General features: G+C 71.2%; 17 protein-coding genes. 3 read left to right on the forward strand and 14 right to left on the reverse strand.

Translation table 11 applies throughout. From position 1 onward, the window contains the following. Positions 1-53: 53 nt before the first annotated feature. Positions 54-1,112 carry a serine hydrolase domain-containing protein gene (locus tag MWU75_RS04680; protein WP_247088546.1) on the reverse strand — a complete coding sequence of 353 codons (1,059 nt, stop codon included), beginning with the start codon at positions 1,110-1,112 and terminating at the stop codon, positions 54-56. Between the two features lie 52 nt (positions 1,113-1,164). Next, positions 1,165-2,325: an acyl-CoA dehydrogenase family protein gene (locus MWU75_RS04685; RefSeq protein WP_247088547.1), complete on the reverse strand. Its 1,161-nt coding sequence runs from the start codon at positions 2,323-2,325 to the stop codon at positions 1,165-1,167. A gap of 102 nt (positions 2,326-2,427) precedes the next feature. Between MWU75_RS04685 and MWU75_RS04690 the strand changes: the two genes are divergently transcribed. Beyond that, positions 2,428-3,006: a Uma2 family endonuclease gene (locus MWU75_RS04690; RefSeq protein WP_247088548.1), complete on the forward strand. Its 579-nt coding sequence runs from the start codon at positions 2,428-2,430 to the stop codon at positions 3,004-3,006. A 79-nt stretch (positions 3,007-3,085) separates the two neighbouring features. Here MWU75_RS04690 and MWU75_RS04695 read toward each other — a convergent pair whose 3' ends face one another. Further along, complete coding sequence (locus MWU75_RS04695; protein ID WP_247088550.1) at positions 3,086-4,102, reverse strand: LLM class F420-dependent oxidoreductase; 1,017 nt, start codon at positions 4,100-4,102, stop codon at positions 3,086-3,088. Positions 4,103-4,196: 94 nt separating this feature from the next. On the opposite strand from MWU75_RS04695, the gene MWU75_RS04700 reads away from it, so the two are divergent. Further along, positions 4,197-4,649 carry a CoA-binding protein gene (locus MWU75_RS04700; RefSeq protein ID WP_247088552.1) on the forward strand — a complete coding sequence of 151 codons (453 nt, stop codon included), beginning with the start codon at positions 4,197-4,199 and terminating at the stop codon, positions 4,647-4,649. A gap of 9 nt (positions 4,650-4,658) precedes the next feature. On the opposite strand, the gene MWU75_RS04705 is transcribed toward MWU75_RS04700, so the two are convergent. From MWU75_RS04705 to MWU75_RS04745, 9 genes are all read right to left on the reverse strand, one after another. Then, a complete protein-coding gene (locus tag MWU75_RS04705; protein ID WP_247088554.1) occupies positions 4,659-5,294 on the reverse strand; it encodes a transcriptional regulator in 636 nt (211 codons plus the stop codon). An 81-nt stretch (positions 5,295-5,375) separates the two neighbouring features. After that, the gene (gene rpsT, locus MWU75_RS04710; RefSeq protein ID WP_247088555.1) at positions 5,376-5,636 is read right to left on the reverse strand and encodes a 30S ribosomal protein S20; all 261 of its coding nucleotides are present in this window, start codon (positions 5,634-5,636) and stop codon (positions 5,376-5,378) included. Positions 5,637-5,830: 194 nt separating this feature from the next. Further along, the gene (locus MWU75_RS04715) at positions 5,831-6,295 is read right to left on the reverse strand and encodes a pilus assembly protein TadG-related protein (RefSeq protein WP_247088556.1); all 465 of its coding nucleotides are present in this window, start codon (positions 6,293-6,295) and stop codon (positions 5,831-5,833) included. Next, a complete protein-coding gene (locus MWU75_RS04720) occupies positions 6,285-6,689 on the reverse strand; it encodes a pilus assembly protein (protein WP_247088557.1) in 405 nt (134 codons plus the stop codon). The genes MWU75_RS04715 and MWU75_RS04720 overlap by 11 nt, the downstream gene beginning before the upstream one ends. A gap of 44 nt (positions 6,690-6,733) precedes the next feature. Next, positions 6,734-7,207 carry a TadE/TadG family type IV pilus assembly protein gene (locus MWU75_RS04725; protein ID WP_247088558.1) on the reverse strand — a complete coding sequence of 158 codons (474 nt, stop codon included), beginning with the start codon at positions 7,205-7,207 and terminating at the stop codon, positions 6,734-6,736. Beyond that, positions 7,204-7,425, reverse strand: a complete 222-nt coding sequence (locus tag MWU75_RS04730; protein ID WP_247088559.1) for a hypothetical protein — start codon at positions 7,423-7,425, stop codon at positions 7,204-7,206. The genes MWU75_RS04725 and MWU75_RS04730 overlap by 4 nt, the downstream gene beginning before the upstream one ends. 44 nt (positions 7,426-7,469) lie before the next feature. Further along, on the reverse strand, positions 7,470-8,399 hold the full coding sequence (locus MWU75_RS04735; RefSeq protein WP_247088560.1) for a type II secretion system F family protein: 930 nt from the start codon (positions 8,397-8,399) through the stop codon (positions 7,470-7,472). Further along, on the reverse strand, positions 8,396-9,262 hold the full coding sequence (locus MWU75_RS04740) for a type II secretion system F family protein (protein ID WP_247088561.1): 867 nt from the start codon (positions 9,260-9,262) through the stop codon (positions 8,396-8,398). Before MWU75_RS04740 ends, MWU75_RS04735 begins: the two co-directional genes overlap by 4 nt. After that, positions 9,259-10,497 (reverse strand): ATPase, T2SS/T4P/T4SS family, encoded by a 1,239-nt coding sequence (locus MWU75_RS04745; protein ID WP_247088563.1) that lies wholly within the window; start codon positions 10,495-10,497, stop codon positions 9,259-9,261. Before MWU75_RS04745 ends, MWU75_RS04740 begins: the two co-directional genes overlap by 4 nt. A 242-nt stretch (positions 10,498-10,739) precedes the next feature. Here MWU75_RS04745 and MWU75_RS04750 point away from each other — a divergent pair, with 242 nt between their 5' ends. Beyond that, the gene (locus tag MWU75_RS04750) at positions 10,740-15,101 is read left to right on the forward strand and encodes an FtsK/SpoIIIE domain-containing protein (protein ID WP_348647735.1); all 4,362 of its coding nucleotides are present in this window, start codon (positions 10,740-10,742) and stop codon (positions 15,099-15,101) included. A gap of 33 nt (positions 15,102-15,134) precedes the next feature. Here MWU75_RS04750 and MWU75_RS04755 read toward each other — a convergent pair whose 3' ends face one another. Together MWU75_RS04755 and MWU75_RS20200 are read right to left on the reverse strand one after the other, a co-directional pair. Beyond that, positions 15,135-20,435, reverse strand: a complete 5,301-nt coding sequence (locus MWU75_RS04755) for a cell wall-binding repeat-containing protein (protein ID WP_247088565.1) — start codon at positions 20,433-20,435, stop codon at positions 15,135-15,137. Between the two features lie 81 nt (positions 20,436-20,516). Then, positions 20,517-21,026 (reverse strand): winged helix-turn-helix domain-containing protein, encoded by a 510-nt coding sequence (locus tag MWU75_RS20200; RefSeq protein ID WP_247088567.1) that lies wholly within the window; start codon positions 21,024-21,026, stop codon positions 20,517-20,519. Positions 21,027-21,039: the final 13 nt, after the last annotated feature.

Below are 21,039 nucleotides of genomic sequence, written 5' to 3' on the forward strand. Positions count from 1 at the left end.
CCGTCTGGACCGGTGTGTCGGCAGATGCCTTGGCGCGGCCGCGCCGGCCAGCCCTACCTGTCCGCGGCCTCGACGAGCATCTCCAGCACGTCCGGGAGCCCAGGAACGTCCTCCCAGTCAACATTCGCCAACAGCACCAGCGTGGTGTCGGTGGCGGGATTGAACCGTGCGAACGCCGCGACGCCGGGGTCCCCACCGTCCTTGCAGAACACCCCGTCGTCCCGCACCTCCAGGCCGTAACCGGGAGCCCACCGATCCTCGGCCGGCATGCGCGGGGTGAGGACGTCCTCGGGGGTGACGCCACGCCATACTCCCCCGCGGTGCACGGCGCGCAGGAAGACGTCGAGGTCGCCCGCCGTGGTGACCGCTCCCCCGTCCCCGCCCCCGACGGCCGGGACCGAGAAGATGTTGGTGCGCCACGGGCCGCCGGGCGTGAGCGGCGGCAGGTAGCCGGTGGCCACGTCGGGGTGGACCTCGTCCATCGCCGGGTAGCCGCTGGCCGACATCCCGGCCGGGGCGAACACGCGGGTCTCGACCGCCTCGGTGAACGGGAGCCCGGACACGTGGGCGAGGAGGATGCCGAGCAGCACGTAGCCCGCGTTGCTGTAGTGGTGGGCGGTCCCCGGCGGGCAGACGGGAGGGAGATCGGCGAAGAGCGGCAGCAACGTGGCGTAGTCACGGACCGTGTAGGTCGGAAGACTCTCCCAGAGTGCGCCGTAGTCCTCCCGGTAGCCGGGCAGGTCCTCGTCCTCCTCGAAGTAGTCGGCGATCCCGGACGTGTGCGACAGCAGGTGGTGCACGGTCACGTCGTCCCGCAGCGTCGAGGGTCGCCGGTCGGGCGGGAGGACGTCGACGACCGCGTCGGGCAGGCCGACCTCGCCCCGACCCACCGCGTCGAGCACCCCCACCGCCGTGAACATCTTGCTCAGCGAGGCGGTGGCGAAACGGGTGGTCGGGCGCACCGGTATGCCGTCAGCCCGGTTGGCCATGCCGTGGCAGGACTCGAACAGCACACGGTCCCCCCGGGTGAGTCGCAGAATCCCCGAAAAGTTCTCCTCGGCCTCGAGTTGGGCGGCACGGTCCGCCAGGGATGTCCAGTCAGTTTCGTCCATGCGCCGAGGATGTCATCTCGTGGGCGCGGGGCACCTCCCGTTTTTCCGGACCTCAGCCCTTCAGGAGCTGCCGCGCCATGACGATGCGCTGGACCTGGTTGGTGCCCTCGTAGATCTGGGTGATCTTGGCGTCGCGCATCATCCGCTCGACCGGGAAGTCCTTGGTGTAGCCGTAGCCACCGAGCAACTGGACAGCATCGGTGGTGATCTCCATCGCCACATCGGAGGCGAAGCACTTGGCGGCCGCACCGAAGAACGGCAGATCAGGGTCATTGCGCTCGGACTTGGCCGCCGCGACGTAGACCATCTGGCGCGCGGCCTCGAGCTTCATGCCCATGTCGGCCAGCATGAACTGCAGGCCCTGGAAATCGGCGATGCGCTTGCCGAACTGCTGCCGCTCCTTCACATAGCCGAGTGCGAAGTCCAGAGCGCCCTGCGCGATGCCGACGGCCTGGGCGCCGATCGTGACGCGGGTGTGGTCGAGAGTGCGCAGGGCGATCTTCAGACCCTCACCCGGTGCACCCACCATCCGGTCGCCGGGGATCGAGCAGTTCTCGAAGAGCAGCTCCCGCGTCGGGGATCCCTTGATGCCGAGCTTCTTCTCCGGCTCGCCGAAGGTGAACCCCTCGTCCGACTTCTCCACGACGAAGGCCGTGACGTTGCGGCCCCGCTCCCCCTCTGGGTCGGTGACCGCGAGGACGGTGTAGAACTCCGAGACCCCGGCGTTGGTGATCCACGACTTCTGGCCGTTGAGCAGGAAGGTGCCGTCGGGCTGCTCGATGGCCTTGCACTTCATGCCGGCGGTGTCGCTCCCGGCGCCGGCCTCGGACAGTCCGTAGGAGAACATCGCCTCACCGCGGGCGACCGGGGGGAGGTACCTGCTCTTGATCTCGTCGCTGGCACCGAGGATGAGCGGCATCGTGCCCAGCTTGTTGACCGCCGGGATCAGTGAGGACGAGGCGCAGACCCGGGCGACCTCCTCGATGACGATGCAGGTGGCGAGCGCATCGGCGCCCACCCCGTCATACTCCTCGGCGATGTGCGGTGCGTGGAAGTCGGTCGACGTCAGGGCGTCGAGCGCCTCCTGCGGGAACCTGCTCTCCTCGTCGACCGCCGCGGCGTGGGGTGCGATCTTGTTGTCGCACACCTCCCGCACGGCCTCACGCAGTGCCTCGTGGTCCTCGGAGATGCGGAAGAGGTCGAAGTCGCTCATGGGCGAAGACTACCCACCCGCAGGTTGTGGACAGGAACCGCCGGGTCCAGCCAGTTCCGGAGATGGTTGCGGGCATGTCTCGGAGGGGGAAGCATGATGAGTATGCCGACGCTCACCGACCGCGCACACGAGCACCGGGTGTCCCGGGCCGAGTTCGAGGCCTTCCGCGAGGAGCGCGAGAAGCGTCAGGACGGCGCGCGCTACGAGCTGCTCGACGGTGAGATCCTGATGACTCCCTCACCGGGCGGCCTCCACCAATTGATCGCCACCCGGTTGGTGCTCCTGATCAGCGCTGCACTGCCCGCTGGTCGGGAGGTCGTGACTGCTCCGCTGGACGTCGAGCTGCAGGCGGGTAAGGGTGACACGACGCTCCAGCCCGATGTCCTGGTGACGGACCGGGCTGACCTCACCGGAGGCGGTCTCCAGGCGACGCCGGTTCTCGTGATCGAGATCCTGTCTCCCTCGACGTGGCGACGGGACCTCGGGGTCAAGCGGGACGCCTACGCCACGGCCGGGGTCGAGCACTACTGGGTGGTGGCACCCGACACGCCCTCCATCACCGCCTACCGGCTCGGTCCCGACGGCGCCTACCGCGAGGAGTGCCACGTCACCGGCGAGGAGCAGTGGACCGCCGCCGCCCCCGTCGAGATCACTCTCTGCCCGGCTGAACTGACACGCTGACCCGGGCGGCCCGCTGACCAGCGAGATCTGGCGCGTCCTGAACGCCCTGGAGCCCGAGCAGCGACCCTCGCTCATGACGTCACCGGAGTGCGGGGATGACCTGCTGCTCGAACAGCTCGACGCCCGAGGTGTCCCAGGCGGTCTCGGCGAAGTAGTGGATGGCGTAGCCCAGCCCGGCGTCCCGCAGCGCGCCCATCTTCTCGATGACCTGCTCGGGGGTGCCGACGGCCGGCTGCCGGCGCATGCTGACGATCGCGTTGTCTGCCTTGTCCTCGCTGTGCCCGGTCTTCACCAGGTGTCCGCGCAGCCACTGCAGGCGCTCCTCCACCTCGGCCTCATCCCGGCCGACCACCGTGTTGAAGTTGGAGCTCCGCACGATGCTGTCGAAGTCACGGCCGATGTCCTTGCAGTGCCCGGCGAGCACCTCGGACTTGTGCTTGAAGCCCTCGAGGTCGCCGAAGAAGTTGGTGTAGTCGGCATACTCCGCCGCGATCCGCAGCGTCTTCTGCTCACCGCCGCCGGCGACCCACATCGGGATGCCGTTGGCCTCCGAGCCCGGCAGGCTTGTCCCCTGAAGCGGTCGGGGATGCACCAGCGCACCATCCACCTGGTAGTGCTTGCCGTCCAGCGTGGCACTGCCGGTGGTCCACGCCTGGCGGAGGATCTCCACGCCCTCACGCAGCATGGCCAGACGCACGCCCGCCCGCGGGAAGCCGTAGCCGTAGGCCCGCCACTCGTGCTCGTACCACCCCGCGCCGATACCCATCTCGACCCGACCGCCGGAGACGACGTCCACGGTCGCTGCGACCTTCGCCAGGTAGGCCGGGTTGCGGTAGCTCATGCACGTGCACATCTGACCGAGCCGCACCCGGGAGGTGGCGGCGGCGAAGGCGGCCATGAGGGTCCAGGCCTCGTGGGTCGGGTCCTCCGTGGGCTCGGGGGTGGTGTGGAAGTGGTCGTAGACCCAGAGTGACTCCCACTCCTCGTGCTGGTCGGCACGGACCGCCAGGTCCCGCATCACCCGCCACTGGTCCGCGGTGTCGATGCCGTGCAGATCCATTCGCCAGCCCTGGGGCACAAAGATTCCGAAGCGCATGGGGTCAAACGTATGTCGTGTCCTCCGGTCGGCGCACACCGCACCCGCACGGGCTGGCGCACAGTCCTCAGCAGGAGGCGCGATAATGGTGCCCATGACCGAGACACGTCGCCTGCACCGCAATGACGACACCGTCATCACCCGGCTGCTGCACACGACGGCCACCTGGGCGGTCGTGGGTCTGTCGGCCAACACCTCGCGCAGCGCCTACGGCGTCGCCCGGTTCCTCCAGGAGACCCTCGGGCACCAGGTGATCCCCGTGCACCCGCGCGCGGAGCACACCCTGGGGGAGGCTGGCTACGCCTCCCTGAGTGCCATCCCGGACGGCACCACCGTCGACGTCGTCGACTGCTTCGTCAACTCCGCGCGCGTCGGCGCGGTCGTCGATGAGGCCATCGACCAGGCCGAGCGGCTCGGGATCAAGGCGATCTGGCTGCAGCTCGGTGTCGTCGACCAGGACGCCGCGCAGCGCGCCAAGGAGGCCGGCCTGAGCGTGGTGATGGACACCTGCCCCAAGATCGAGTACAGCACCCCCAGCGGGTTCTGACTCGTCTTCTCAGGTGCCTGCCGGTTCGTCGCCGCGCCGGATGCCGAGGGTGGCCAGCATGTCCTCGTGGAGCTGGATCCACACAATGTTGATGGAGGCCACCTCCGGAGCGTCGACCCACTGACGCTCGCCGTTCAGCGCCCGCTCAAGGGCCGTGGTGAGCCTCGGCTGGTGGACTCCGAACCGCGGCAGGGCGGACTCCAGACCGTGCGTGACCTCCCCCAGTTGGTCGACCAGGCGTGCGAGCTCACGCAGGATCCGGTCGTCATACCTCAGGTCTGTGTGGTCGTTGAAGGCCAGCGCGTCGTCGGGGGTCGGCCTCAGCTGCCAGCGGGTCATCAGCGGACCCAGCCGTCGGTTCAGCGGCAGGAAGCTCCGGTGCAGGGCACTGATCTCCTCGCGCACACCCAGGACGTCGAGTTCTGCGGCCAGCAGCTCCTCCTCATGGTGGCGGCCCAGCTCGGTCATCGACCAGTTGCTGCCCGGCAGATAGGCCTCGCGTCTGACCTGACCGCGCGCCTCCGCGTCCAGGAGGTGCTCCTCGACCGGTGCGTGGTCGAGCCCATAGAGTGCAGCGACGGCCCGGCTGGTGGCGTGGCCCAGCACGCGCACGCCGTGCAGCGCCAGGAGAGCGGAGTCGGTCACGAGGTCAGGGTATGCGCGGGGTGACGAGCGAGGGCGTCCACCCGGCCGGGTGGACGCCCTCGCGTCAGGTCCTGCGGTGCCTCAGAGGGAGGCAGCCTTCTTGGCCATCGCCGACTTCTTGTTGGCGGCCTGGTTCTTGTGGATGACGCCCTTGGAGACGGCCTTGTCCAACTTTTTGGAGGCGGTCTGCAGCGCGGCCTGGGTGGCCTCGGCGTCGCCGGAGGCAGCAGCCTCGCGGAACTTGCGGATCCAGGTGCGCAGCTCGGCCTTGTGAGCGCGGTTGCGCTCGGTCGCCTTGGCGTTGGTCTTGACGCGCTTGATCTGGGACTTGATGTTTGCCACGAAAGTCTTCCTGCTTGGTCGGATTGTGTCGTTGAGGGCGACACACGAGCCTCGGGACCGGGCGTGGGGCACCCTTGCTTGAGCCTCGTGAGGGTTGTGCTGCATGCGCGCACGACCTGTAGCGCGCACGCAAGGAGCAAATCTACCAGCCTGACGACACCACCGACAAACCGCTGGCGCCGGCCACGGACGGATCAGCCCAGGTCGGACCGCGCCCTGGACTCCACGGTGATGGAGACACCACCGCCTAAGGACTCCAGGACGCGGCTCACCACCGGGATCGTCGCCCGACCCTGGAGCCGGACCACGGCAGTGCGCGCGTCAGGGGTGCCCGTGCCTGCGGCGATGCCCCAGCCAGCGATGCGATCGGGCACTGGCTGTTGCGCCAGGTGCTCGCTGGCTGCGGACCACACCCCCTCGGAGGTCAGCGGGATGCCCTCACCCAGCCCCACGTCATACACCGCGTCCTCGTCCACCGTGTCGGCTGCGGCGAGTGCTGCGGCGTCCGCCGCGTCGAGAAGGTGGATCCGGCTGAGCTGGACCGACGTGGCACCGACGACGCCGAGGATGAGCAGGAGGACGAGCGCGACCATGCCGACGAGCAGGATGCTGATCTGCCCGCTCTCGGGGTCGCCGCACCGCCCCTGCTCACTGCTCACGGTAGGCCTCCACGGGTGAGACGTGGCTGGAGGTGAGTGTCACCGAGGTGGGCACGACACCGGACATGAAGTCCGGGATGAGCGGAAGCGCCACCTGGAGTGTGGCGTTGATGCGCACGGTGCTCCCGGGCGTGAGGCAGGGATCGGCGGTGCACACCAGGGCCACCCCGCCGTCGTCGGAACCGAAGCCGTGAGCGTCCATCACCAGCCAGGCCGCTGTGGTCGCCGCCGCCTGGCCGGACGCCTCGTCCGGGCTCGCCACGAAGGTCCGGCCGGCCTCACGTGCGGCGGCAGACACCGCATAGGCCCCTGCCTGCAGCCGGCCGAGCGTGCCCACCAGGTAGAACAGGGGAAGCATGACGAGGACGAGGAGGAACACAGCCTCGATCAGCATCGACCCCCGCTCCCCATCCGAGGCCCGCAACCTGCGCCATATGGTCACTGGTCCTCCGCGTAGGCCTGGCCGGTCACCGTCATGGTTCCCGGGATGCCGAGCGGTCCGACGACCGGGAGCGGGATGTCCGCGGACACGCGGACGACTTCGACGCCACCCGCCGAGACCCGTTCGCCGGTGACCGTGGTTCCGTAGCTGCCGGGCACAGTCGTCGCGAGGAGCTCGGTGGCCCGGGCCACACCATCCGCCGGCGTGTTGTCCGCGCGGGCTCCGATGCGGGCACCTTCGATCACGTGGGCGGTGGCGGTGTTGCGGACGTGGAGGGCATAGCCGACCTGGATGGCAGCCAGGAACACCAGGACGACCAGTGCCGAGATCAGGGTGAACTCAACGGTCGCCGCTCCCCGGTCAACGGTCGCCGCTCCGCGGTCAGGGTGGCGCAGGAGAGCTGGACGGCCAGGGGCCGCCGCGCTGCTCCAGGGTCGGCCGCGTGCGAGGACGGGCCGGGGACGGGTCACGGCCCGCTGACGCCCGAGACCGCCGACACGAAGAGGTCGGAGAGCAGCGGCTCGGCCACGAGCCAGAGCGCCGCCACCAGCCCAGCGGTCATGATGGTGATCAGGACCCAGCCGGGCACGTCGCCGCGCTCGGGCTGCCGGCGCCAGTCAGCCAGGCGAGCCGCGTAGCGTGCGGTGGCGGCGCCAAGTCGGCTCCGGAGGCGGAGTAGTTCCTGCATGGTGTTCTCCTCTGTCGGTTCTTCCTGAATGGTGCGGTGCGTGGTCAGACGGTGATGCGGAGCAACGAGACGCCTGGGTAGACGGCGAACAGGACGGTCACGGGAAGGACGAGGAAGACCACCGGCACCATCATGAGAATCTCCCTGCGCCCGCCCTCCTCGATGAGCTCCTGTCGCGCGGACTCGCGGGCATCCTGGGCCTGGGCCCGCAGGACCTCACCCAGCGGGGTGCCCCGTTCGATCGCGACGACCAGGCCGTCCACGAAGCGGATGATGGGGCCGAGCCCCGTGCGGGTGCCCATGCCCTCGAGTGCCTCCGCCATCGTCGCTCCGGTCCGGGCCTGCGCCAGGCACACTTCCAGCTCGGCGGCGAGTTCCCCCTTTGACAGGCGGGCCACCCGGTCAAGCGCCTGTGTGGTGCCCTGCCCCGCCGTGACCGAGAGCGCAAGCAACTCGGCGACCGCCGGGAACTCAGCCATGATCCGGCGCTCGCGCCTGGTCGCGGCACGACTGAGCAGCTGGTCCCGGAGCAGCATCCCGCCGAGAGCTGCCGACAGGGCCACCACGACGAGCGCCGGCAGACTCACGCCGCGGGTCCACATCGCCAGGGAGCCCAGGAGTGAGACGACGACCACGGCGGTGGCACCCCACAGGACCTGCTGGATGCGGAAGCCTTCGACGTCCGCGGCCAGCCCGGCCCGCTGCAGGCGAGAGGCGACCGACTCCGTGCCGCCCAGCCAGCGGTCCACGGCACGCCCGGCGCGCCTCACCAACCGGTGAACCGTATCGGTGAGGCTCCACGGCTCGCTGGTCCGTGACCGTGGTGCGGCGTGGCCCGGAACCCTGTCCAGGTAGGGCTCGATGCGGGCCACGAGATCGGTCTGACCAGGCCACGGGATCGCCACGAGGACCAGCCAGACGCCCACCGCGAGGGCACCGCCGAGCAGTCCTCCGAGCAGAACGGGCACCGTCACCGCAGCACCCGCTGTTCCTCGGGCAGGCGGCCGATCCGCACCATCACCTGGTAGGCGAGGACGGACAGCACGGCGCCCACGATCAAGATGACGACGCCGGTCGGCTCCCGGTAGGCCTGCAGGGCCGTGCCCCGGGTTGCCATGAGGAGCAGCACGATCCACGGTGCGACCATCGCCAGGCGGGCCGCGTTGACCGTCCACGACTGTCGAGCCTCAAGCTCGGCACGGGACCGTGCGTCCTCGCGCAGGAAGGTGGAGAGTGCGCGCAGCACGCGACCCAAGTCGCTGCCGCCGACCTCGCGCGCCAGTCGCACAGCCTCCACGAGCCGGTCGCCCACCGGGTCTGCCAGGCGCTCCTTCAGCCGGTCCAGAGAGTCGGTGAACCGACCGCTGGCGCGGTAGTCGTGCCCGAATGCCTCGAAGGCTGGTCGCAGCTCGACGGGTCCACGATGGCCGAGCTGGATCAGCGCCTCGGGCAACGACAGACCGGCACGGACGCCGGAGGCGATGTGGTCCACCGCGTCGGGCCACACGTCCCGGAGCCGCGAGCGCTGCCTCCTGGCGCGTGACCGCACGACGGCCAGGGGCGACCAGGCCGCCATGACCGCGAAGGCCAGGCTGACGGCGGGCACGCGGGTGAGCGCCAGCGCGAGCACCAGGACGACCGACCCCGCGACGAGGCAGCTGGCCAGCAGTCCCGGCCAGCGGAAGGACTTCACACCCGCGAGGACGAGGTCGTCGTCGAGTTGGGTGAGGAAGGCGTTGGCCCGCCGCGGCTGCTCGCGCTCGGGCTGCGGCCAGAAGGACCACCAGATGCAGGCCAGACCGAGCCCGAGGCCAAGCCCGAGCAACGCGCCGTTCATCTCGGTCCACCCACGGCGAGCAGCGAGGCGAGGTTGTGCCCGGCCCGTTCGAAACGCTCGGCGTGCGGCGGGAAACCCTCGGCACGCACGAGCTCACCGTGGCGCGTGACGAAGATGTCCGCGATCTCCACGACGTCCGCCTCCACGCGCCCGGGGAGGCCAACAATCTCCTGCACCCGACGCCTGCCGTCAGCGTGGAGGGCCAGGTGGACCACCAGATCGATGGAGCTTGCCACGGTCGGCACGACGAAGCCACTCGCCACATTGGTGCCGGCCAGCAGGGGCAGCGTGCACATCTTGGTCACTGCCTCGCGGGCACTGTTCGCGTGCACGGTACACATTCCCGGAAGACCGCTGTTGAGTGCGATCAGCAGGTCCAGGCTCTCCTCCTGCCGCACCTCCCCGACCAGGATCCGGGAGGGCCTCATCCGGAGCGCCTCCTTGACGAGGCGCCGGAGCGGGACCTCTCCGGTCCCCTCCAGGCTCGCCTGCCGGCACTGGAGCGATGCGACGTCACGCAGCGGCACCTTGAGCTCGAAGACCTCTTCGCAGGTCACGACGCGCTCCGTCGGCGGGATCGCCGCGGCCAGACAGTTCAGCATCGTGGTCTTGCCTGCCTGCGTCCCCCCGGCGACCAGGATGTTCAGCCCGCTCTCGACCGCGGCGGCCAGGAACGTTGCCGCGGCAGAGGTCACGGTGTCCAGCCGCACGAGGTCTCCCAGCTCGTCGGCGGCCACGACGAACTTGCGGATATTGACCGCCCAGTGCCGCCGCGTGATGTCAGGAATGACGACGTGGAGCCGTGAGCCGTCCGGGAGCGCGGCGTCCACGAACGGGCTGCTCAGGTCGACCCGTCGCCCCGAGCTGCGCAGCATCCGCTCGACGAGGTCCCGAACCTGCTGCTCTGTGAGCAGGGTCGGGGTCAGCTCCGACCGGCCGCGACGCGCCACGAACACCTTGCCAGGTTCGTTGATCCAGATCTCCTCCACGTGCGGGTCGTCGAGGTACTGCTGAAGCGGCCCCAGACCGGCCACCGACTCCAGCACGAGCCGCCCGGCCTCCTCCGGGTCGGTCAGCGGCCGGATCCCGCCGTTCAGTGCGCGCTCGTCAAACTCCTCCACGACCTCCCGCACCAGGGTGCGCAGCGCCACGTCGTCGGTGGCAGGGTCCAGACGGCGGGCCCTGATCAGCTCCCTGACCTCGTGTTCCAGGGACTGCAACGTCGTGGCGTGCACGGGTCCCCCACTTTCCGCTGTGCGTCGGCATGATGACCGGCCCGTGTCCGGGCATTTACCGGACCCGAGTCCGGGACCAGATAACCTGCTGGCGACAAAGAGGTAAACACATTTGACAGAACCTTTACGGGGCTCAGATCAAATCTGTGGATAACTCCCGGGCACTCCGCCCGGGCCTCGTGCGCGACCCGCCTGTGGATAAGGAGCCCGCGCCGGGTGCGCCTTCCTGCACCATGGGTCCGGTGCTCCTGCGACTGTCCTACTCCGACGGGCACCGGCTGCGCACCGTCAGCATCCGGGCTCCACGTCATACGTCGTGGGCCGCTGTCGCCGCACGGCTCGGCATGCCGTCGACCACAGGGTTCGCTGCGGAGTATGCCGGGACAACCGTCCCGCTGACGCCTCACCTGGTCCTGGGGTCACCACCCCTGGTGCACGGAGCCGTCGTCGCCCGCGGGGCAGCGGGTTCGAGCCCCGAGCTCCGCGCCCCGGTCTCGCTCCGCGTGACCTCCGGGCCGGATGTCGGCGGGTGCTACGCCCTCCGGCCCGGCCACCGTCTCATCGTCGGCCGCGGCCAGTGGTGCGATGTCGTCATCGACGACGCCGGCCTGTCCCGTCACCATCTGAGAATCACGACCACGCGGGACGGGATCGTGGTCGAGGATGCCTCGTCGACGAACGGGACGATGCTCGGTGGGTCGACCATCGATGGGCCGACCGTGTGGCCGCCAGGTGTCCCGCTGCGGGCCGGTGGCACTACCCTCGATCTCGCCCCGGACGCGGGACACCTCGGGCGTGGCCGACCGGACGGCAGCGGCGGGATCGTGGTGGTCCCCAGACAGCGCCCGCCGACCGCCGTGGAGCCGCTGGCACTGCCCCTGCCAGAACCCTCGACGCCCTCGGCCCCGGTGCCACCGTCCGTGCTGGGGTGGTTGCTCCCGCTCGTGGTCTCCGTCGTGCTGGCCGTCATCCTGTCTATGCCTGCGCTGATGCTCTTCGGACTGATGGCTCCGGCGATGTCGCTGGGCGGCTACGCCGGGGAACGACGTCGCTTCCGTCGTGCCAGCGCCGAGGCGACGCGAAGCCATCGCGAGGCGGTGACCGCCACGCGGGCCGCGGCTCAGGAGGCCGTCGCCCAGGAGGTGCGGCGTCGCCACGACCGGGCTCCGGACCTGGCGCACCTCATCCAGGACGCGCAGACAACTGGCGAGCTGCTGTGGAGCCGGGCGGGTGAGGCGCCGATCGCCCGCCTCGGGCTCGGCCGCGTGACCACGGCCGTCGCGGTCGACGGCGTCGCCGAGACGGTCGACCGTGCACCGATCGAGATCGACCTCACCGGCGGGCTCGTCGTGGCCGGGCCACCGGACCTGGCCAGGGCGGTCGCGCGCAGCGTGCTTCTCCAGGTGGCGGTCCTGCACCCCCCGGGCGAGCTCGGGATCACCCTGGCGGGATCCGCTCACGGACAGGACTCCTCGGCCGCCCCGGTGGGTCCGGCCTCACCGTGGGACTGGCTGGCGTGGCTTCCGCACGCTGCGGCAGGGGACGTCATCCGAGCGGATTCGGTGCTGATGGTGCACGACCTGACCGACGACTCCGCGGCGGCGCGCGACCTGACCGACCACTCGATGACGGCCCACGGCCTGCGCCCCGACTCCGCCAGTCCCCACGCGCCCGCTGCAGGCCTCACCCCGGACGTCGGAGGAGCCGGCAGGACCGAGCGGGCGACCACCCCGATTCCGGTCATCCTGTGCCGGAGCCTGTCGCAGGCCCCGGACGTCGGGACCACGGTGATCCTCCGGGGCGCGGTCGCCGAGGTCCGGACCCAGGGTCATGGCCAGGTGGTCGTCCCCGACCGCCTGTCCGTCCACCGGGCGAGCCGCGTGGCCCGTGCCATGGCACCGCTCCGGGACGGCGGCGGACACAGCGACAGCGCGTCCCTGCCGGAGTCGGTCAGCTATGCCTCGATCAGCCCGGTCGCGCTCGAGGCCCACGCCCTGGCCAGGAGCTGGCGCGACAGGCCACGGAGCACCGGGTTCGTCCTCGGCCGCGGCACGGGCGGAGACCTGCGGCTCGACCTGGCGACGGACGGACCGCACGCCCTGGTCGCCGGCACCACAGGGTCGGGCAAGTCCGAGCTGCTCCGGACGCTGGTCACCTCCCTCGCGCTCGGCAACCGACCGGACGAGCTCGTGATGGTGCTGGTCGACTACAAGGGTGGCTCTGCCTTCGCCGAGGCCGCGGCGCTGCCCCACGTGGTTGGGCTCATCACCGACCTCGACCCTCATCTGGCCGACCGGGCGCTGACCTCCCTGACGGCCGAGCTCAAGCGTCGCGAGCGGGTCCTGGCCGACGCCGGCGTCCCCGACCTTCCTGCGCACCAGGGACTCACCGGCCGCGCACCCCTGCCACGGCTCGTCATCGTCATCGACGAGTTCCGGGCCCTCGCCGAGGAACTGCCGGGCTTCCTGGACGGGCTGGTGCGCATCGCCGCACTGGGCCGGTCCCTCGGCGTCCACCTGGTGCTGGCGACCCAGCGCCCCGGAGGCGTGGTCTCCGCCGACGTCCGGGCCAACGTCAACCTCCGGATCGCGCTGCGGGTCAGGGACGGCTCGGACTCCTACGACGTGATCGACTCCCCGGCGGCCGCAGACCTCCCCGAGGGGCTCCCGGGCCGTGCGCTGATCCGCACCGGCGCCTCCCCGCCGCGCGAGGTGCAGGTCGCCACGACCTCGACGAGCCACGCCACCGGAGGGGAGGGGTCCGCGGACGGGCTCAGCATCGTGACCGTGACCGACCTGTGGGGGCCGGACACTCACGGGGCACAGCCGCACGACACCGCTGACAGCGGACAGGAGTCCACCCTCGCCCGGGCCGTGGCCGCGGCCACGGGGGCCGCGGAGCTCGTTGGTGCCGTGCCACCAGCCTCACCGTGGCTCCCCGCCCTGCCGCGCCTCGTCCCGCTGGCCGGCCTGCCGGAGCCCGACGAAGCCACTCCCGAGGACACCATCGGCGAGCCGACGACCGTCGAGTGGACAACGACCGAGCCGACGACCGAGCGGACGAAGACACCGGGCACAGCGACGACGTTGACGACGGCCCCGGGTGAGCGCACGGCATACTCCGTGCCGCTCCTGCTCACCGACCTGCCCGCGCAGCAGTGCCAGCCCGTCCACCATTGGCGACCGCTCAGCGAGGGCCACCTCGGCGTGGTCGGTGCGGGCCGGACTGGGCGGAGCACCGTGGCCCGCACGGTCCTGGCCGGGCTGCTCTCCGGGCACCCGGACGACGTGCACTGCTATGTCTTCGACCTCGCGGGCGGGGTGGGCCCGGTCGGCGACGCGCCCCACGTCGGAGCGGTGCTGGGCGCGGCCGACGTCGCGCTGGGGTGTCGCGTCATCGCGCACCTCGTGCGGCTGGTGGCGGACCGGCAGCGCGAGCTCGCCGCCGCCGGGCACACCTCGCTCGCCGAGCAGCGCGCGACCGGCGAGCGCCCGTGGCCCCTCGTGGTCCTGGTGATCGACGGATGGCCGCGGTTCGTCGAGCTCTTCGGCGAGGCCGATCGCGGTCGCCCGCTCGAGCAGGTCCTGCAGGTCCTGCGCGAGGGTGTCGGCGCCGGCGTGGTGGCGGTCGTCACCGGCGACCGGTCGCTCCTGAGCGGGAGGATCGCGTCGCTGCTCCCCGAGATGTGGTCGCTGCGCCTCACCGACCCCTCGGACCTGCTGATGGCCGGGCTGACCAGGGCCCAGGTCCCGGTGAGTATGCCGCCGGGCCGGGTCATCCGGCTGCGCGACGGCGTGGTGGGCCAGGTCGCGGTGGTGGGGGCCTCCGGTGAGGGCGCCGCACAGATCAGCGCGCTGACCGAGGTGGTCCGCGCCAGCACCCGCAGGGAGTCGGCGAACGGTCACCCGACCGACGGTCACCCGACCGACGGTCACCCGACCGACGGTCCACCGACGGACGGCCCAGCCGTGTTCACCCGGCTGCCCCGGACCGTCGCCCTCGGCCGGGTGACCGCTCCGCCGAGCGGGCTCCTGCTCGGCCTGGGCGGCGACTCGGCCAGCCCGGTCGCGCTGCCCCTAGATCCGCACGGGGTGACGGTGGCCGGCGTCCTGGGGCCACCGGGCAGCGGACGGTCGACGACGCTGCGCACCCTGGCGGTCTCGGCCCGCTCCCAGGGGTGGTCCGTGCTGCACGTCACCGCGGAACACCTCCGGGACGCTTCCTGCCTCGACCCGGTGCTGGCGGACCGCTCGGCCACGGGCGTGCTGGTCACCGTCGACGGGCTCGACCAGGTCGCCCAGACGTCGGTCGAGGACGCGCTGCTCGGCTGGCTCGACGAGGCGGCGCGGGCCAGCGGGTCCGGACCGCGCGTGCTCATCGTGGCGGGCGCGCCGGAGGACTTCGGGGGCTTCCGTGGGCTCGGGGCACGGGTCCAGCGCGAGCGCACCGGCATCGTGCTGCAGCCGACCAGCCCCGCCGACGGCAGCGGGCTCGGCGTCGCCGTCCCGACCGGAGACGAACCGCTTCCCGGACGGGGAGTGCTCGTCCTGCGCGGCGCCTGCACCGCGGTGCAGGTCGCGCATGCGGACGAGCGGCCTGAGTGACGTCTGTCGCTCAGGCCGCTCGTCGCGATGGCGCTACTCCAGGGTGCGGAGCTGGTCCGCTACCGCCTCGGAGACGACCCCGGCGCCACCCATCACGAACACGGTCTCGGGGTCGAGCCGGTCCAGCTCGTCCCAGGTCACGTTGGGCACCTGGTTCTGCTTGACCAGCAGCAGCGGGGCCTCCCAGCGCCCGGCCAGAGCCGATGCGGTGACCGCGTCCGGCCAGGCCATCCCGTTGGCGACGAACGCGTGCTGCGCGGTCGGGTAGTCGCCGGAGATGAGCGCGGCGGTCGCGTACCGGTCGGCACCCACGATGCGCTCCACGGTGCCGTAGGCGCCGAGCGCGGCGACCACGTCGTCCGAGATGGCTGTGTCACCGCCCAGCACCCGAATCGTGGTGGGCGCCAGCCGCTGCAGCTCACCGATCGTCGCGCTCGGCACCGAGCCGTGGCGGACCAGCAGCACCGGGGCGTCCAGGGCACCGGCCCTGGCCGATCCGGCGAGGGCGTCCGGGAAGCCCTGACCCGTCGCGACGTACACCACGTCGGCGCTCGCAAAGTGCCCGGAGACCACCGCGGCGGTGCGGTAGCGGTCGCTTCCCGACCATCTCTCGACGGTGGCGCCGGTGGCGACCTGCACCTCCTGCAGCACGTCGCCGGAGATCGCGCTCGACCCGCCGAGCACCACGACCCGCGACGGCCGCAGCCTGCGCAGCTCGGCCTCGGTGGCCTGCGGCAGCCGATCCGGCTTGGTCAGCAGGACCGGGGACTCCAGGCTGCCGGCCACCGCGGACCCGGTCAGGGCGTCCGGGAAGGCCGCGCCGGTGGCCAGGAAGACCGTGTCCAGCCCCGGCTCGTAGTGCGAGGACACCGCGACCGCTGTCTGGTAGCGGTCCGCGCCGGAGAGTCGCAGCACGTCCGGGTGGACCGGAACCGGTCCCCCGCACTCCGCGTCGAGGAGGTCGAAGTCCTGCACGGTGACCAGGCCCCGCGGGATCGACCTGACCACGGACTCCGGGAAGAAGCCCGCCAGGAAGGCGGTGATCTCCAGCTCCCCGACCCGCGTGTCGATCCACCGGGCGTACTGGCCGTCCCCGTCGGTCGTCAGGTACCACCTCGACTCCCCGCCGTCGGTGGGCACCAGGGTGACCGCTGCCCCCGGCAGGGGGCTGGGCACACCCTCGCAGGACTCCCCGCTGACCGTGCCCATGATCTTGCCCCAGGCGTTCGGCGGGAGGACCTCCATCGTCACCGGGACCACCGGGTCGGTGCCCGGCAGGCCGCCGACGACGCTGATGCCGGCGGTGTAGGTGCCCGGCTGCGGCACCGCACCGTCGGTGGTGACCTGGACGGTCCAGGACTCACCGGGGTCGAGGACCGTCATGGTCTCCGACAGGGACAGCCAGTCGACGTCCGCACCGTCAGCGCCGCAGTCGTCGAAGCCGGGCAGGTACTCCACCGCGTCCGTCGGCGCCCAGCCGCCCAGATCGCCACCGATCCGGACGAAGCCGCAGGCGGCCGCGCCACGATAGGTCGGGGTATTCGGGTTGGGCAGGTCGGTCCAGCTGTCGGTGCTCGGGTCATAGCCCAGTGCCTCGTTGGAGACCTCACCGTTGATGATGCCTCCGGTGACCACCAGCATCCCGTTCGCCACGGCATACGAGCTGCCCCACCAGGGTGCTGGCGCCTCCGCCACCTCGGACCAGGAGTCGGTGGCCGGGTCGTAGGAGTAGGTCGCCGACACATCGGCGGACTCGCCGGTGCCGCCGGTGCACACGACCTGCCCGTCGAGCGCGCCACAGGACGCGAACGCGGCCGCGACCGGGTAGTCCGCCAGCTCCAGCCACTGGTCGGCAGCGGCGTCGTAGGCCGTCACGGCCGAGCTCATCGGCACGCAGTCGCCCGTGGAGCAGCCGCCGATCGAGTAGAGCAGCCCGTCGGCCACCGCCTGACCAGCCGCCGAGACGGCGCTCGGGTTGTCCGCGACCTGTGACCAGGAGTCGGCAGCGGGGTCGTAGGCGTAGGTCGCTCCGCTGGTGTTGCCGTCGGGCCGCCAGCCGCCGCTGACGACGATCTGCCCGCCGACCACACCCGCGGTCGTCGCCCAGGCGGCCTCCGGCAGCGCTGCCACGGTGCCCCACGACATACTCTCTGCGTCGTAACGGAAGACGTCAGCAAAGCCCTCGAAGCCGTCCGTGCCGCCGATCGAGTACCACTCTCCGTCGAGGTTGACGGCCCGGTTGTCGATCACCGGCAGGGGCAGGGACGTCAGGTCGGTCCACGGTTCCTCCGCGGGGCCGGCGGGCTGGCGCTCCGCGGGTTCTGCTGCCGTCTCGGCCGCTCCGGACAGGGCGCTGGTGGAGGCCTCGACCTCGACGGTCCGCAACGGGGCACCGGCACCGAGCCGGCTGGTGTCGAGCCGGGTCCCGTCGGCCCGGAGCATCTCGAATCCGCCGCGGACCTCCCGGAGCTCCACCTCCGCGGCCGCGTCGCCGCTGTTGGTGACGGTCAGGTCGACGGTGGCCTCCTCGCCCAGCACGACCTCGGTGCCGATCTGCTCCGGGTCCACCTCCAGCAACCCGCTGCCGAGCTCGAAGTCGGCCCGCACGGCGCCACTGTCCGGGACGTCCACGTCCTGGGTCTCGGTGCTCATCCGCCGTGCGGTCGCCTCGAACGGGGTGGTGCCGGTGAGCGTGCTGAACAGCCAGTAGAACCCGTCGTCCAGGTTCTCGTCCGCGGGGGTGTCCACGCTGATCGCCCGGTCCTGCGGAGCGTTCACGCTGGTCACGATCGCACCGCGCACAGGGTCGCCGGTCGTGCTGGAGTAGACGTTGCCCACGACGTAACCGCCCGGCTGGTCGGGCAGGCAGCTGTACTCACCGACGAAGACGTCATCCACCTGCCACAGGAGTGCCCAGAAGGCGTCGTAGTAGTGGAACCGGACCCGCACGTCCGACATGTCGTCGGCCACCGGGACCTCCAGGATCTCCTGCACACCCTCGGCCTGACCCGCGGTGAGGATCGTCTGCCAGGTCGCGCCGCCGTCGTGGCTGACGTCCACGTCGGCCCGTTCACCGAACGGCAGGTAGAAGTGGCGGAAGCTCAGGGTCGGGTTGGCCACGCCGGTCAGGTCGACGGACGGGCTCACCAGTGAGGTGTCCTGCTGACCCTCCGGCCCGTAGTTGTCGCTGTCGACGACGGCGAAGCCGCCCTCGCCGCCGGTCTGGTTGCCCCAGAGACCGAGGTCCTCGAAGACCCAGACCTGGCCGTTGCCGAGGTTGTCCTCGACGGTCCAGCCCGGTGGCGCGGTCGGCCCGTCAAAAGTCTCTGTCAGACCCACGGTGTGCTGTGTGTAGCCATTGGCGACGCAGGACAGGACGTCGACCTCCAGGGCGAAGTCCTCGACGCTGTCCCCGCTGAGCTGGACCTCCCGGAAGCCCTGGGTGTACCCCGGGTACTGCGCATCCACGATGATCTGGGCATAGGTGTCCAACGGGAGGTCGAGGCTGTAGGTGCCGTCGACGGGGTCGGTGTAGGTGAACAGGGTCGTCCCCGCCACGCTCACCCGGGCGTACAGCGGGAAGCCGTGGCCGGACCCGTCGGTCACCGTGCCGGACAGCGTGCCCGTGGGGGCGGCGTCCAGCCCGATGTCCAGCACCACCGTGCCCTCGACGGGCACGGTCACGGTCGTCGTCTCGGTGATCCAGCCGAACTTGCTCGCGGTCACGGTGAAGTCGCCGGCCAGCAGCCGGGCCCGGAACGCGCCGTCGGCGCCGGAGGTCAGGGTGCGGCTCTGCGGACCCGTCAGCGTCAGCCGCACCCCGGGGATCGGGTCGCCGGTCGCCGCGTCGGTGACGGTGCCCTCGAGCGTCCCGACGTCACCGACGGGCGCCGCCAGCACCAGCTCGTAGGCGTCCAGCCGGCCCTCACCGTAGACGTTGTTGTCATCGTCGGTGCCCCCGCACTGCAGGTCGGGGGCATCGGACGCGGTCTCGTCCAGCAGGTCCTTGGTGCCCGCGACGTCACCGATCATCGCCGGCGAGGCCGACCACATCAGCGCGATCGCGCCCGTCAGGTGCGGAGCGGCCATCGAGGTGCCGTCGAAGACGGCATAGTCGTTGCCCGGCACGGACGACCGGACGCCCTCGCCGGGGGCGGCGATGTTGGGCTTGGTCTCCCCGTTCTCCCCGGGGCCGCGGCTGGAGAAGGAGCTGATCTCCCGAGCCGCGTCGTAGGCACCCGTGGCGTAGGTCGTCTGCATCCGGGGCGGGGTCCGCAGGGTCTCACACGTCGGACCCTCGTTCCCAGCGGCCCAGACGCCGAACATGCCCGAGGCCTCCCAGGCCGCCAGGATGTCCGGCATGAACGGGTCGGTGCTGTCCGGCACGCCCCAGGAGTTGTTGATGATGTGCGGACGCATCGCCGGGTCCGGGTTCCCACCCGACAGGTCGGTCGGGGCCAGGAACCACTCGCCCGCGGCGAACAGGGACGCGTCGCTCCAGTCGGTGCCGGCCGCGATCCACCGCGCGCCGGGGGCGACTCCGATCTGGTTGTTCCCGCCGTCGTCGCCAGCCATCGTGCCGGCGGTGTGGGTCCCGTGCCCGTCGTAGTCGGCCGGCTCGTCCGGCGAGAACGCGGCACCGTCGAACCAGTTGTAGTCGTGGGTGAACGTGCCGTCCCCGTTGTTGCCGCGGTAGCTGTTGACCAGGGCGGGGTGGTCGAACTGGACACCGGTGTCGAGGTTGGCCACCACGATGTCCTCCCCCAGCACGCCGATCTCGGACCACACCTGATCGGCACGGATGTCCGTGACGCCCCACTCCACGGCCAGCGGTCCGACCGCGGTCAGCTCACCGGGTCGGTGGTCCGGCGGCTCGTAGTCGCGGGTTGGGTAGATGCCCTCGACCCCCGGCAGCGCGGCAGCGCTGTGCAGGGAGGCCTCGTCACCGGCGTGGACCAGGACCGCGTTGGTGATCACGTATGACGTGTAACGCGTCCCGGCCGCGTCGAGGTCGGCACGCAGTTGCGCCTGGCTCTCCTCGGCGGTGCTGGCGAGCGCGTCGTAGACCGCCTGACCCCGCTGGTCCCAGTCGCTGATCTGCTGCATCGGGGACAGGTCCGGGCGCTCCGCGAAGCGGACCCAGTAGTCGGCCCGCCCCCGCTCCTCGAGGTCAGCCAGCACGTCCGCGCTGACCACCGTCTCGTCCGGTGGCGGTGTGGGGGCGGCCGGCAGTCCGCCGCTCGCTCCTGCCGCGCCACTACCCATGGTGGTGACCAGCAGCGCGAACCCCGCGGCTGCGGCCGACCACCCCCTGACGACCGTCGACCTGACCATGATGGCTCCTCTCCCCAACCCGAGCCAGACAGCCCGGATGAGCCGCAACCTAGGCCCGGTCGGACACCCCCCGCAACGAGTTCACTGGGGCAGTTGTGGGGCAGTTGCGGGCGTGCTCCACCCGGACCCTGTCGCGACCCGCAGCCCCCGGCCCCGGACCGACTCGATCTGCAGGTCGGCACCGGCCGCGAGCAGTTTGCGACGGAGCCGCTTGAGCACCGCACGGACCTGGCTGCCGTCGCCGACGAAGGAGGTCCCCCAGACCCTTTCGCTGAGAGCCAGCAGGCTCCACACCGAGCCGGGCGGCGAGAGCAGGCACTGCAACATGGCGTGCTCGAGCGGGGTGAGGCTGACCTCCGTCTCGGCCACCAGCGCACCGTCCGGCAGCAGACGCATCCCCGTCGCCGACTCGATCCCGAGCGGGCCGTTCGACGACTGCAGCAGGCCGAGGGCCTGCTCACCGGTGGCGGCCAGGTGCACTGCGACACCAGCGGGAAGGCAGCGCCTCAGACGCTCGCGTTCCCCGGGATGCGGGGAGACGATGAGCACGACCGTCTCCGACACGGCGGGAGACCGCGGTTGGGAGTCCACGACACGATTCTGG

The organism is Ornithinimicrobium sp. F0845, from assembly GCF_023015765.1.
Taxonomy (GTDB): Bacteria; Actinomycetota; Actinomycetes; order Actinomycetales; family Dermatophilaceae; genus Ornithinicoccus.

Excerpts from the sequence above, each read along its gene's own strand:
- MWU75_RS04690 (WP_247088548.1), top strand. The coding sequence starts at position 2,428 with ATGCCGACGCTCACCGACCGCGCACACGAGCACCGGGTGTCCCGGGCC.
- MWU75_RS04685 (WP_247088547.1), bottom strand. The coding sequence starts at position 2,325 with ATGAGCGACTTCGACCTCTTCCGCATCTCCGAGGACCACGAGGCACTG.
- MWU75_RS04720 (WP_247088557.1), bottom strand. The coding sequence starts at position 6,689 with ATGCTGATCGAGGCTGTGTTCCTCCTCGTCCTCGTCATGCTTCCCCTG.
- MWU75_RS04755 (WP_247088565.1), bottom strand. The coding sequence starts at position 20,435 with ATGGTCAGGTCGACGGTCGTCAGGGGGTGGTCGGCCGCAGCCGCGGGG.
- MWU75_RS04695 (WP_247088550.1), bottom strand. The coding sequence starts at position 4,102 with ATGCGCTTCGGAATCTTTGTGCCCCAGGGCTGGCGAATGGATCTGCAC.
- MWU75_RS04700 (WP_247088552.1), top strand. The coding sequence starts at position 4,197 with ATGACCGAGACACGTCGCCTGCACCGCAATGACGACACCGTCATCACC.
- MWU75_RS04730 (WP_247088559.1), bottom strand. The coding sequence starts at position 7,425 with ATGCAGGAACTACTCCGCCTCCGGAGCCGACTTGGCGCCGCCACCGCA.
- MWU75_RS04740 (WP_247088561.1), bottom strand. The coding sequence starts at position 9,262 with ATGAACGGCGCGTTGCTCGGGCTTGGCCTCGGGCTCGGTCTGGCCTGC.
- MWU75_RS04680 (WP_247088546.1), bottom strand. The coding sequence starts at position 1,112 with ATGGACGAAACTGACTGGACATCCCTGGCGGACCGTGCCGCCCAACTC.